This is a genomic window from Arthrobacter mobilis (assembly GCF_012395835.1).
Taxonomy (GTDB): Bacteria; Actinomycetota; Actinomycetes; order Actinomycetales; family Micrococcaceae; genus Crystallibacter; species Crystallibacter mobilis.
In genome coordinates this window covers 1-11,982 of sequence record NZ_JAAZSQ010000040.1, presented here as the reverse complement: position 1 = coordinate 11,982, position 11,982 = coordinate 1, and the positions used below count along the sequence as shown (strand labels likewise).

The 11,982-nt window shown below is 55.6% G+C and carries 14 protein-coding genes; 7 read left to right on the top strand and 7 right to left on the bottom strand.

What is annotated here, in order from left to right; genetic code table 11:
* Window positions 1-116: 116 nt before the first annotated feature.
* From HGG74_RS20470 to HGG74_RS20440, 7 genes are all read right to left on the bottom strand, one after another.
* Window positions 117-296 carry a Rop family plasmid primer RNA-binding protein gene (locus tag HGG74_RS20470; RefSeq protein ID WP_000165970.1) on the bottom strand — a complete coding sequence of 60 codons (180 nt, stop codon included), beginning with the start codon at window positions 294-296 and terminating at the stop codon, window positions 117-119.
* Window positions 297-321: 25 nt separating this feature from the next.
* On the bottom strand, window positions 322-750 hold the full coding sequence (locus tag HGG74_RS20465) for a hypothetical protein (RefSeq protein WP_001140599.1): 429 nt from the start codon (window positions 748-750) through the stop codon (window positions 322-324).
* Window positions 751-913: 163 nt separating this feature from the next.
* Window positions 914-1,228: a type II toxin-antitoxin system RelE/ParE family toxin gene (locus tag HGG74_RS20460; protein ID WP_071177730.1), complete on the bottom strand. Its 315-nt coding sequence runs from the start codon at window positions 1,226-1,228 to the stop codon at window positions 914-916.
* The gene (locus HGG74_RS20455; RefSeq protein ID WP_312856926.1) at window positions 1,216-1,602 is read right to left on the bottom strand and encodes a CopG family ribbon-helix-helix protein; all 387 of its coding nucleotides are present in this window, start codon (window positions 1,600-1,602) and stop codon (window positions 1,216-1,218) included. The genes HGG74_RS20460 and HGG74_RS20455 overlap by 13 nt, the downstream gene beginning before the upstream one ends.
* Before the next feature lie 66 nt (window positions 1,603-1,668).
* Window positions 1,669-2,034, bottom strand: a complete 366-nt coding sequence (locus tag HGG74_RS21810) for a TonB family protein (RefSeq protein ID WP_072354022.1) — start codon at window positions 2,032-2,034, stop codon at window positions 1,669-1,671.
* Entirely contained in the window at window positions 2,031-2,402 is a 372-nt protein-coding gene (gene tolA / locus HGG74_RS20445) for a cell envelope integrity protein TolA (RefSeq protein WP_001237044.1), read from the bottom strand. The genes HGG74_RS21810 and tolA overlap by 4 nt, the downstream gene beginning before the upstream one ends.
* Window positions 2,403-2,675: 273 nt before the next feature.
* The gene (locus tag HGG74_RS20440) at window positions 2,676-2,921 is read right to left on the bottom strand and encodes a hypothetical protein (protein WP_032440458.1); all 246 of its coding nucleotides are present in this window, start codon (window positions 2,919-2,921) and stop codon (window positions 2,676-2,678) included.
* Window positions 2,922-3,567: 646 nt separating this feature from the next.
* Here HGG74_RS20440 and ltrA point away from each other — a divergent pair.
* The 7 genes from ltrA to HGG74_RS20405 all read left to right on the top strand — a co-directional run.
* Complete coding sequence (gene ltrA / locus HGG74_RS20435; protein ID WP_004152765.1) at window positions 3,568-5,052, top strand: group II intron reverse transcriptase/maturase; 1,485 nt, start codon at window positions 3,568-3,570, stop codon at window positions 5,050-5,052.
* Between the two features lie 104 nt (window positions 5,053-5,156).
* Complete coding sequence (locus HGG74_RS20430; protein WP_032440457.1) at window positions 5,157-6,842, top strand: colicin-like bacteriocin tRNase domain-containing protein; 1,686 nt, start codon at window positions 5,157-5,159, stop codon at window positions 6,840-6,842.
* Window positions 6,843-6,851: 9 nt separating this feature from the next.
* Entirely contained in the window at window positions 6,852-7,109 is a 258-nt protein-coding gene (locus HGG74_RS20425) for a colicin E3-like toxin immunity protein (RefSeq protein WP_032440455.1), read from the top strand.
* An 84-nt stretch (window positions 7,110-7,193) separates the two neighbouring features.
* A complete protein-coding gene (locus tag HGG74_RS20420; protein ID WP_032440454.1) occupies window positions 7,194-7,343 on the top strand; it encodes a colicin release lysis protein in 150 nt (49 codons plus the stop codon).
* A gap of 1,483 nt (window positions 7,344-8,826) precedes the next feature.
* Complete coding sequence (locus tag HGG74_RS20415) at window positions 8,827-10,791, top strand: type IV secretory system conjugative DNA transfer family protein (protein ID WP_071177727.1); 1,965 nt, start codon at window positions 8,827-8,829, stop codon at window positions 10,789-10,791.
* Entirely contained in the window at window positions 10,791-11,522 is a 732-nt protein-coding gene (gene mobC / locus HGG74_RS20410) for a MobC family replication-relaxation protein (RefSeq protein ID WP_071177728.1), read from the top strand. The genes HGG74_RS20415 and mobC overlap by 1 nt, the downstream gene beginning before the upstream one ends.
* A gap of 6 nt (window positions 11,523-11,528) precedes the next feature.
* Window positions 11,529-11,982, top strand: a 454-nt coding sequence (locus tag HGG74_RS20405) for a hypothetical protein (protein WP_168489375.1), incomplete at its 3' end; no start/stop codon positions are given.

Below are 11,982 nucleotides of genomic sequence, written 5' to 3'. Positions count from 1 at the left end.
GAATATAACAGCCGCTATTTTAACGTGCCGGTGCCTGAACTGCCGGAGGACAAACCCGCCCGCCGGTGGTGGCCGTTCGGCAAAAAATAACGCCAGCACCGGCATGGCCGGTGCTGTTATTCTTCCCCGAGCTTATCCCGCATCACCTGCCAGAGTGTTTCCGCATCCTCGTGAAGCCGTTCGCACATGTCGGCCGGGGTATCCATGTCCAGCTCGTTCAGCTTTTCCAGCAACAGCAGCGACTGATCCTTAATGAATTTAGCCATATTGAGGGCAGTTTTTTCCTGCTTCGTCATGTTCTCCATTCCCTTCGGTAAGTTCTCAGCTAAACCAGCCGGACCAGAAGCGTTTTTTCTTCTGTGTCAGTTCTGTTGTCAATCTGTCCACTTCGGCCTGGAGTTTCCGGCGCTCATCATCGTGCTGGCGGCGTTCTTCTTCCCGGGATGTTTTATCTTCCAGCATCAGGGTGACAGCCTGCCGGAGATCGGCCAGTTCCTTTTGCATTGCCAGAAGCTGTTCCTGTGGGAAATTTTTTTGTGTATTTTCACGGTGTGAAATGCCGGGAATTTGTTTCTCAGGGATATTCACATTTCCGTATACACGGATCAGTTCTGACACATCCACGACAGGGTTGTTTTTCCCGTCACGTGACACGGTAACCTTTCCCTGTTTTACATGATTGTATAGCGTTCTTCTGGTAATGCCCGCGGCTTGTGCTGCCTGTGAAAGGTTGAGCAATGTTTTCGCCACTGTATACCCCTGATTTTATCGGGTGTGAAAGGTGTGTAATTTCTCACGGTAAATGTATCGCTGAATTTTACCCGTTTTTCCGTTCAGGATGTGGTTTTCTGACGCGCTGCGCTTGTCAAACCGGCGACGGCCACGCAATGAATTGCGCCCCCGTCATCGGTTATTAGAGGCTGTCTGCCCCCGGATACCCGGATTCTTTCTGATGCCTGACGGTGACGATCACAATCTGGTCCATTTCCCGGTCGTGGCGGTAGAGCATCACATAGCCACTGTCGCCAAACCCGATCACCAGTTCCTTATATTCCAGCGGCAGAAACGGCACCGGGCGGCCAATGTCTGGCAATGTTTTCAGTTGCTGGATAGCCCGGACGATCACCTCACCTCCTTTTCTGGCTGCCAGCCGATTTTTGGTTTTGAGAAAGTCCTGAAGGCGTTGTAAATCGCGCTGTGCCAGCGCGGAAATCGTTACCTGTGGCATGGCGGAGCATCCTGCTCGTTCTCAGTTCCCCAGGTACTTATCCAGGCTTCCGCTTCTTCCGCAGTAAGGTGCAGACCCGTTTCCTGATAGTGCTGCCATGCGGCCTGTCCGTCCCGCAGGTACTGGCTGCGCTTCTCTTCCCGGTCGATGTATTCGGTGATTGCCTCCAGCATTAGCGCGTGCGCTGAGCGGTGCCGGTCATCGGCCAGCGTTTTCAGCCGGTCCTTAAGTTCTTCATCGAGCCTGATGGATGTTGCTGATGACATAAAAGCCCCTTTGTAGTCATATGTATTACACATGACTACTTTAATCCGTGGCGGCGCTATTTGCCAGAAATACGGCTTTTGCTGCCCATTTTTCAGCTTCGCTTCCACTAATCAGGGCTGCTACAGGCTCACTCATCATCCAGGACTATTGCAGCCTGCGGGTTAAAGGACCTGTTACTGGCGGCAACCATCATCATTGAGCTTTTGGGTGGTGACTGGTCGCGGATCCTGTAAGCCGTCATTTTTCAGACTGAATTCAAAATTTATAACCTGTCGCATTGCCGGGTGCCCTGCGGGATATAGCCAGTGCCTCATTGCCGTCAGCGTTTCCCGAAAAAAAAGGTGACAGCCGGTAAGCGACACGTTGTCCACTCGTCCATCGTCCAGAATATCAAACGTGGCGGTCACCTGACCTTCGATGCGTTTTGCTGCGGCCTGTACCGGGTAGGTTGGCTGCAGTGTGGTTACGGGTTTTAGTGGTATCGCATGTACCGGAGTGAGGAACATGGCCGCCAGCACTGTCAGAGTAAAAGCTTTCATGGTCTGAAATCCAGAGGGGCGTTTTTGAATATTTGCCAGGTATTTTCATCCGGTGCCGGCGGAATTTTGGCGTGGGTAACGGCTGATATTGCTGCTTTACAGAGTTTCGGATCTCCTCCTTCAGCAATGGCGCTGTTCAGAGTGCCATCACGTTGTATGGATATCCGCACGGTGCACATTTTTCCCGCATAGGCCTCTGGTTCAAACATCTGCATTTCAACAGCGGTCTTGATGGCCGCAGCGTAGCTACTGATTTTAGATGACTTATCCAGAGTATAAATTTTCGGCGGCTGGGTGGTGGAATGCTTACAGGCCGTCAGGAGTAAGGGGCTGCACAATGCCAGCAGGATAAAGGGTATTAAACGCATCGGGTTGATGACCTGTCAGTAAAAAATGTTACATGTATATTTGTCACTCTTTACGGCCACGTTCATTTACATAAACACGGCTTATCGTATCGTTTTTACACCAAACGGCCCGCCATGCAGTTGCGTGCATAGGCATGCAGCGGGTTACAATTTACCGGGCGCGTTTCCGGCGGTTTTCCGGGTGGTTTGTTGCCTGTTTTATCCCGTAGCCGCCGGAAACGCCCTCAGACCGTCTGAGCGGTGCGGGCAATGCGACGTTATGGTAAATACCCCTTACCGGCGGCGCTGTGGCTGCCAGGTGAAGGTGGTTTCCGTAGCCTCGTATTTCTCCCGACGCATTTCCTGCGCCCGCCTGGCTTCACGTTCGTCCTGAATGGCACGAAGCACCCTTTCCCGCACCTGTTGTTTTACCGCCTTTGGCAGCGTTTTGTTCCCTTTCAGGCCCATGGCCAGTGCCTGAGCGACAAAGGCGTCCGCCAGGCGCTTTTCTTCAGCGGGAGTCAGTTTCAGGTGCGTCATAGTGGCCTCCGGGCGTCTCAGGTTTCCCGAACAGTTTAACCGCAGGTCCTCTCCTCATGCCAGTTAGCTTTCAGATGTGTCTATACCATCTGAAATGTAAGTGTGATGAATGTCTTAAATAATAAAATTTGTTGCCATGAGAAATTTTCGGGAAAAGACGCGATCTGCTTACAGGTGGCTCCGGGCGCTTTTTTGTGCCTGAAGATGAGAACTAATCTCATATATTGACACCTGAAAACGGGAGGAGTAAGGTAATAATTATACTGTGTATATGTACAGTGTGCGCCGGGAGACCGGTAGAGATCAAGGGGTGAAAGTCCCCGACCATTGAAGGACCAGCAATCCACAAGGTCCCCGAGTCATGCGTTGCATACCGCGAGGTATGGGGCGAAGCGTTGACAGGGGTGTTGACAGGCCAGCCATTGAGCCACGAAATGTATATTAAATTACCGGGTGCCGACGTTGTACTGTTAACGGAAGGCAACATCATAGGGTGCGATACTGCGAGTGCCACATGGACCCGGCGGGGTCTGAGACCCTGGCATGTCAATACGATCTCTACGCGGGAACCGGGAGATCTCCCCTCTGACCATCTGCCAGTGTCGGAGATGGCCCGCACCGGGAAGACGAGGAGTCATAGCCGGTGATGTACGGAGAGGAGAAGTCGGACTCGCTCATAGTAGCGGCGAAGCAGGCGAACAACCCGAAAGGAGCGGAGTCAGTGGAGCGAAGGAGCGGGGCCAAGGGGAACGCGGAACAGCCACACATGCGCCGGACACAGAGCCGGGAAAGCATGTCACAGAGGCTGTCACGCGTGCGGGAAGCTGCGAAGCAGCGGAAGAAAGAACGGTTTACAGCATTGTTCCACCTGCTGACAGTCGAAGCACTGGAAGCCGCATTCCTCTCCCTGAGCAGGAAAGCGGCCGCCGGAGTGGATGGCATCAGGTGGATGGACTACGCCGGAAACATGAAGAACAACATAACAGATCTGCACCGGAGGCTACATCAGGGCAGCTACAGGGCGCAGCCCGGCAGGCGTCACTACATCCCAAAAGCGGATGGAAAACAACGCCCGCTCGGCATCGCCTCGCTGGAGGACAAGATCGTCCAGTATGCGCTGGTGAAAATCCTGAACGCAGTCTATGAAAACGACTTTATGGGGTTCTCATACGGGTTCAGACCCGGGCGAAGCCAGCACGATGCACTGGACGCACTGGCCACAGGGCTGGTACGCACTAACGTAAACTGGGTACTGGATGCCGACATCAGTCAGTTCTTCGACAGGGTGAGCCACGAATGGCTGATCAGGTTCACAGAGCATCGGATCGGCGACCGGAGGGTAATCAGGCTCATACGTAAGTGGCTCACAGCCGGGACGTCGGAGGAGGGTCAATGGCGAGCAACGGAGGAAGGCACCCCACAGGGTGCGGTCATCTCACCGCTGCTGGCAAACATATACCTCCACTACGTATTCGATCTGTGGGCGCATCAGTGGCGACGTCGCTATGCCACAGGCAATGTGGTAATGGTCAGATACGCCGATGACATCGTCATCGGGTTCGACAAACGATACGATGCCCGGCGCTTCCGTATAGCCATGCAGCGCAGACTGAGGGAGTTCGGACTCACGGTTCACCCGGAGAAAACCCGTCTGATGGAGTTCGGCCGCTTCGCTGCCGAAAACCGTGCCATCAGGGGAAAAGGCAAACCAGAAACGTTCAACTTCCTCGGGTTCACGCACATCAGCGGGAAAGATCGCAACGGCAGGTTCATGCTGATACGAAAGACCCGCCGGGATCGGATGACGGCAACTCTGAAAGCCATCAAAGACGGGCTGCGAAGGCGCTGGCATTACTCAATCCCCGAACAGGGAAAATGGCTCAGGAGAGTGGTTCAGGGATACCTGAACTATCACTCGGTACCGGGCAACTTCCCCACCATGCAGAAGTTCAGGACACACGTAACAAACCTCTGGCGCCGGGCGCTCAGGCGCAGGAGCCAGAAGGATGATACGACCTGGACGAAAGCAAACAAACTGGCAGCCGCATGGCTACCAAGGGTTCGGGTTCTTCATCCATGGCCTGTGGAGCGGTTCACCGCCAGACACCCGAGGCAGGAGCCCGGTGCGTAAATCGCGCACGCCGGGATCTGTGCGGGGGGTATCCGGTAACGGGTATCCCTACCGCGACATGTTGGCTTTAATTTATTGTTTTAAATGTCAAAGAGGAAAACGGTATGAGTGGTGGAGACGGTCGAGGTCCGGGTAATTCAGGTCTGGGACATAATGGTGGTCAGGCCAGTGGGAATGTGAACGGTACGTCTGGTAAAGGTGGCCCTTCATCAGGTGGTGGTACGGATCCAAACAGCGGGCCGGGCTGGGGTACGACGCATACGCCGAATGGAGATATTCATAACTATAATCCGGGGGAGTTTGGTAACGGCGGGAGTAAACCCGGTGGTAATGGTGGTAACAGCGGCAATCATAGCGGTAGCTCTGGTGGCGGACAGTCTTCGGCCACTGCGATGGCCTTCGGTCTGCCTGCCCTGGCTACTCCGGGGGCTGAAGGACTGGCTTTATCAGTTTCCGGCGATGCGTTGTCGGCCGCCGTTGCTGATGTGCTGGCTGCCCTGAAGGGGCCGTTTAAGTTTGGTCTGTGGGGGATTGCGATCTACGGTGTGCTGCCTTCTGAGATTGCAAAAGATGATCCGAAAATGATGTCAAAAATTATGACGTCATTACCGGCCGATGCGGTGACGGAGACTCCGGCAAGTACTTTACCACTGGACCAGGCGACGGTTCGTGTCAGACAACGGGTTGTGGATGTGGTGAAGGATGAGCGGCAGCATATTGCGGTTGTCGCAGGTCGGCCAATGAGTGTCCCTGTGGTGGATGCGAAACCGACAAAACGTCCGGGGGTATTCAGTGTGTCGATTCCGGGTCTCCCGTCTCTGCAGGTGAGCGTACCGAAAGGTGTTCCGACAGCGAAAGCCCCGCCAAAAGGCATTGTTGCTGAAAAAGGTGATTCACGTCCGGCTGGTTTTACAGCCGGTGGTAACTCCCGTGAGGCCGTTATTCGTTTCCCGAAAGAGACCGGACAGAAGCCGGTTTATGTGTCGGTGACAGATGTTCTTACCCCGGCACAGGTAAAACAGCGTCAGGAGGAAGAAAAGCGTCGCCAGCAGGCATGGGACGCCGCTCATCCGGAAGAGGGGCTGAAAAGAGACTATGATAAAGCGAAAGCTGAGCTGGATGCCGAAGATAAAAATATTGCGACCTTAAACAGCCGCATTGCATCGACAGAGAAGGCGCTCCCCGGTGCAAGGGCTGCTGTTCAGGAAGCCGATAAAAAGGTAAAAGAGGCAGAGGCAAATAAAGATGATTTTGTGACTTATAACCCGCCTCATGAATATGGCTCCGGGTGGCAGGATCAGGTTCGCTATCTTGATAAGGATATTCAGAATCAGAATGAGAAATTAAAAGCGGCTCAGGCATCTTTAAACGCAATGAATGAATCCTTATCCAGAGATAAGGCTGCACTTACCGGGGCGATGGAGAGCCGGAAACAAAAGGAGAAAAAAGCGAAGGATGCAGAAAATAAGTTAAATGAGGAAAAGAACAAGCCTCGCAAGGGGACTAAAGACTACGGCCATGATTATCATCCAGTACCTAAAACAGAAGACATAAAGGGACTTGGAGAGTTAAAGCGAGGTGATCCTAAAACACCTAAACAAGGTGGTGGTGGTAAGCGGGCCCGATGGTATGGCGATAAAAAACGTAAAATTTATGAATGGGATTCCCAGCACGGTGAGCTTGAAGGGTATCGTGCCAGTGATGGCGAACACCTAGGCGCATTTGATCCCAAAACGGGTAAGCAGGTTAAAGGGCCAGATCCAAAACGGAACATTAAAAAATATCTTTGAGAGGTAAATATGGGGCTTAAATTACGTTTGACATGGTTTGATAAGAAAACTGAAGAGTTTAAAGGGGAAGAGTATTCTAAAGACTTTGGTGACGATGGTTCTGTCATTGAAAGCTTGGGAATGCCTTTAAAGGATAATATTAATAATGGTGAGTTTGATTTGAAGAAAGAATGGGTTCCTTTACTACAGCCATTTTTTAAAAATCAAATAAAACCTGATGTGGATAATTGTTATATAGCTTTTGATTATCGGGACGGTAACTGGTAACAAAAAATTATCAAGGATGATTTGAAATACTGACTTCCGGTGTTCAGGGATGAATGCCGGAGTCTTTAAATACAGGGAAAGTATATGAAAAAGGTAAAGACTATTTTTCTTTTTATATTGATTGTTGCTGGCTTTCTTCTGGCCGCATGTCAGGCAAATTATATCCGGGATGTTCAGGGCGGAACGGTGGCACCATCGTCCTCCTCTGAACTGACGGGGATCGCGGTTCAGTAGAAAAGATCAAAGGATCTTCTTGAGATCCTTTTTTTCTGCGCGTAATCTTTTGCCCTGTAAACGAAAAAACCACCTGGGGAGGTGGTTTGATCGAAGGTTAAGTCAGTTGGGGAACTGCTTAACCGTGGTAACTGGCTTTCGCAGAGCACAGCAACCAAATCTGTCCTTCCAGTGTAGCCGGACTTTGGCGCACACTTCAAGAGCAACCGCGTGTTTAGCTAAACAAATCCTCTGCGAACTCCCAGTTACCAATGGCTGCTGCCAGTGGCGTTTTGCGTGCTTTCCCGGGTTGGACTCAAGTGAACAGTTACCGGATAAGGCGCAGCAGTCGGGCTGAACGGGGAGTTCTTGCTTACAGCCCAGCTTGGAGCGAACGACCTACACCGAGCCGAGATACCAGTGTGTGAGCTATGAGAAAGCGCCACACTTCCCGCAAGGGAGAACGGCGGACAGGTATCCGGTAAACGGCAGGGTCGGAACAGGAGAGCGCAAGAGGGAGCGACCTACCGGAAACGGTGGGGATCTTTAAGTCCTGTCGGGTTTCGCCCGTACTGTCAGATTCATGGTTGAGCCTCACGGCTCCCACAGATGCACCGAAAAAGCGTCTGTTTATGTGAACTCTGGCAGGAGGGCGGAGCCTATGGAAAAACGCCACCGGCGCGGCCCTGCCGTTTTGCCTCACATGTTAGTCCCCTGCTTATCCACGGAATCTGTGGGTAACTTTGTATGTGTCCGCAGCGCCCGCCGCAGTCTCACGCCCGGAGCGTAGCGACCGAGTGAGCGAGGAGGCGCAATTTCCCCGGCACCTGCAAGACGGTCACCGGACGCGCTGATGTGGGATATTGTCCCCTGATTAAGTCTTTCTATTCCCTGACGATCAATTATCAGGATAGGTGAACCATGTCGGTTTTTCGCTGAACATTTTACGTTAACCTATCTCTGTTGCTTTTTTCTCCTTGCGGAGAAATGCAAGTCATCCCCGCTGGGGCGTGGCTGACTTCAGGGGAAAAGACCTTGCTTACGCTGGCTGGACGCCACCGACGCACGGTCTTTTCCCCTCTTTCTGGCTCTGTCCGGCTGGACGCCGGCCACGCCAGAAATTCACCCGGCCCCCGTCAGGCTCACGCCTGACCACCCACAAAAATCCACGGTGCTGGACGCACCTGACGAAGCAGCAAAGCTGCTCCTGATTTTGCGGGTGGTCAGCCGCTCGCTATGGCGAACTCTGACGGGGGCCGGAACACCGGAAAAGACCGCACTGGGGTGCCGCCTTTTCCTCTCACACGCTGGGGCGTGCTCGTTGTTCCTCCGGGGCTGCGCCTTTTCCGCATGGGGCGGAAAGAGGCTGGCCTCCGCGGTGAAAGCTGAACGCAATCACCACGGACGTGACCGCCGCCGCCATGCCTTGGGGCATGTCCGCGGCTTGTGCAGCGGGGGCTGCGCATCACGCCGGTAAACCCGTCGTCTGAAGGAGAGAGATTGCATGTTTAATACGGATTCGCTTGCCTGGCAGTGGCATATCCCGGAGCTGGCCCGGCAGATTTACCCGTGGGTCAGCTGGCTGTACCGGGAGTATTACAGTCTGGCCGGTTTTTTTCTGGTTATCGGCCTGTTTTTCGGTCTGGCTGAACTCTGGGCCGGCCGAATGCGTTTTGTGGGGCTGAGCCATAAGGCGCGGCGGGAGTATGCCGATCGCTATAAGCGCGATAATAACCGGACTGTGCCATTTTCGGTGCTGGCCTCGCTGGATTCACCCGGGCGGATGGTCAGGGCACGGCGACATGTCTGGAACTACGCGTACTGGCTGACCGGCGCTGCCGGTCTGGCCCTTCTGGGGGGGCTGGTTGTCGCCGTGTTTATCGAGAGCTGGGGAGAAACCGTCCTGCGCCCGGACCTCTATGCGAACGCAGATTATTACCTGCTGCAGCCGGCTAACCTGTTCGGGATAGCCTGGTGTGCCGGAGGGCTTGTCGCCGGCGTCCTTCTGGCGCGGCTGCTGGCGTTCCTGCTGCTTGATGGTCATTTTGCGGCCGCTGACGAGGCGGTGAACGCGAAACTGAATCAGGAGAGCCGGCGCAGCAGCCAGCGGACCGGAGAAATGACAGACGTCCGCCACCTGCATTTCGGGGAGCCGGTACCGGTTAACGCGCTGGCCGATTTTTCCACGGAGCAGGCCCGGAAACAGCAGGCGGTGTTTCTGGGTAAGGATGAGCAGGGCCAGCCGGTGCTGGTCCCTCGTGATACCTGGCGCAAGACCAATATTCAGATCCTCGGCCTGCCCGGGAGCGGCAAGAGCGCGATGGCCACCAACGCGCTCATTCGCTGCGTACGCGATTTCGGGGACGCTGTGGTGTACTTCGACCCCAAAGGGGACGCGTGGGCGCCGCACGTCTTCCGGGCGCACTGCCCGGACTTCACCCTGCTGGATCTGCGGCCGGGGAAACCGGCGCAGCTGAATCTGTTCCGCGATCTCGACCAGTACGCCCTGAAGAATCTGCTGGTTGCCGGGTTTAACCTGAGTGAGACCGGCGACGTGGCGGACCACTACCGCATCAGCGAGCAGAAAGCGGCGAAGCTGATTGCGGAGCAGTTCCCGCAGGGGGCAAACATTCAGCAGGTGCTGGCGGCGGCGTACGCGTTGCCGGAGGCCCTGAAAAAGGACGTGAAGGGGCTGATCACCAAGCTGGAGAACGTGGCCGACCTGAGCGTCCTGCAGACGGACAGCGGTATCGATGTGGCGGGGATAATCAACGGCGGCGGCTGCCTGTACGTCATCGGCTCGATGGACGATGAGGCGGTGATCCGGGTGCAGAAGATGCTGTTTGCCCGCTGCGCGCAAATCATCATTGCGCGGGATGAGTTCCGGAGGTGGCCGCACGCGAGCATCATGCTCGATGAGATTAAATATCTGCTGTCGAAGTACGTGCTGAACGCGCTGGGGACGCTGCGCAGCCGGGACTGCAACCTGCTGCTCGCGCACCAGTCGCTGGGCGACTTCGGTCAGTGCGGGCAGGATCTGCCCGCTGATTTTGTGAAAACCACGGTACTGGATAACACGCCGATCCGCTGGTTCTATCGCGCGGCCAGCCAGGAGTCCGCGCAGTGGGCGGCGGGCCAGACCGGGGAGATCCGGGTGGACGTGGAGCGCCGCCGGGCCAGCCGGGAGGCGGGGAACGTGGAGCACATCAGCGGCGACAGCTTCATCCAGAAGGAGGCGCGGCCGCTGTTTGACGTGAACACCCTGCAACACCTGCCTGACGGGTTCGCGGTGATGACCGGGCTGGGCGTGGCGCGGCTGGCGTTCAGCAGCCCGCTGCGGGTTGAGCGCCGGGAAATTTCGCTGAAAACCTTCCCGGTGCTGGCGAAAACGGACCCGCTGGCGGAGTACCTGCCTCCGGCCGACGGCGGCGGACCAAAAGCGGATGATGATTTTGCGGGGCTTTACTGATGACACTGGAGCAGTACAACGTCAGCCACGCGAAGCGGCAGGCGCGGAACGCGGAGAAAACACGGCTGACCCTGCGCTGGCTGCGGGAAGAGCTGTGTTCCACGGCGGAGCTGGTTGCGCGACGGCTGGGGATTGCGGCGGTACAGCCGGTTTACCGCTTCCTGGACAGTCTGGTGGCGAAAGGGCTGCTGGTCCGGGCGAAATACCCGGTTGACGGCCGTCAGGTCAGCGTGTGGGGGCTGACGCCGCACGGGGTGGCGTTCTCGTTCGACGAGGACGAGCCGCTGACGGACGTTATTCCGTTTCAGCCGTCAAGGGTGTCGGCGGCGCAGCTGCCGCACCGGCTGGCCGTGCAGTCCCTGCGCCTCTCCATGGAGGGCCGGGGGGCCACCGGCTGGCGGTACCTGCACCGTATGGCCCTGAAAGGGATGAAAGTGCCGGACGCGCTGGCGGAGCTGGACGGCAGAACGGTGGCATTTGAGGTAGAGCGCACCGTCAAGAGCCGCAGGCGGTATCAGGAAGTGGTGTCCGGGTATCTGTTCAACCGCCGGGCGAACGGCATCGATGAAATCTGGTACATCTGCCCTGACCGGCCGACGCTTGTCCGGGTACAGCGGGCGATTCTGGCGGTGGATGAAATCGTGAATCCACAGACCGGCGAGGCCCGCAAAACGGTGGAGCTGGACCGGGAGAGGCTGTTCGCGTGCTTTAAATTTATGACAACGGAGTGAGGGATTATGGCGCTGTACATGGTATTTATTGAGGACGTGGAAGACAAAGACGGCGAGCGCTGCATTATGCCAACCAGCGAGCATCTGGAAGACATGGTGGTGCTCGCCTGGCAGACCGGGGCGTATGTTTTCTGTTTTGTCGACCGGGCCCAGCATCTGGCGATGATGAAATCCATCGGGATGTATGACGAGCGGCTCAACAGCGACGAAAAAGCCACGTACTTTTTCACCGGTGAAAATCCGCAATGGGAACGGGACAAACCCACAGGAATGAAGCTGTGTGATTACCTCTATCGAAAGGTGGAGCGGTTCGCCATCGAGAACGGTGTGCAGGTGGTTGATGCCGGGAAGTGCTCACCGGAGCAGATTAACGCGATGATTGAGGTGGTCAGCGAGCGGCACGGGGAAAGCGCGGTGAACGAGAAGCTGAAAGCGGAGCTGATGCGGGAATATAACAGCC

Excerpts from the sequence above, each read along its gene's own strand:
- HGG74_RS20425 (WP_032440455.1), top strand. The coding sequence starts at position 6,852 with ATGGGGCTTAAATTACGTTTGACATGGTTTGATAAGAAAACTGAAGAG.
- tolA (WP_001237044.1), bottom strand. The coding sequence starts at position 2,402 with ATGCGTTTAATACCCTTTATCCTGCTGGCATTGTGCAGCCCCTTACTC.
- HGG74_RS20420 (WP_032440454.1), top strand. The coding sequence starts at position 7,194 with ATGAAAAAGGTAAAGACTATTTTTCTTTTTATATTGATTGTTGCTGGC.
- HGG74_RS21810 (WP_072354022.1), bottom strand. The coding sequence starts at position 2,034 with ATGAAAGCTTTTACTCTGACAGTGCTGGCGGCCATGTTCCTCACTCCG.
- ltrA (WP_004152765.1), top strand. The coding sequence starts at position 3,568 with ATGTACGGAGAGGAGAAGTCGGACTCGCTCATAGTAGCGGCGAAGCAG.
- HGG74_RS20460 (WP_071177730.1), bottom strand. The coding sequence starts at position 1,228 with ATGCCACAGGTAACGATTTCCGCGCTGGCACAGCGCGATTTACAACGC.
- mobC (WP_071177728.1), top strand. The coding sequence starts at position 10,791 with ATGACACTGGAGCAGTACAACGTCAGCCACGCGAAGCGGCAGGCGCGG.
- HGG74_RS20440 (WP_032440458.1), bottom strand. The coding sequence starts at position 2,921 with ATGACGCACCTGAAACTGACTCCCGCTGAAGAAAAGCGCCTGGCGGAC.
- HGG74_RS20470 (WP_000165970.1), bottom strand. The coding sequence starts at position 296 with ATGACGAAGCAGGAAAAAACTGCCCTCAATATGGCTAAATTCATTAAG.
- HGG74_RS20415 (WP_071177727.1), top strand. The coding sequence starts at position 8,827 with ATGTTTAATACGGATTCGCTTGCCTGGCAGTGGCATATCCCGGAGCTG.
- HGG74_RS20430 (WP_032440457.1), top strand. The coding sequence starts at position 5,157 with ATGAGTGGTGGAGACGGTCGAGGTCCGGGTAATTCAGGTCTGGGACAT.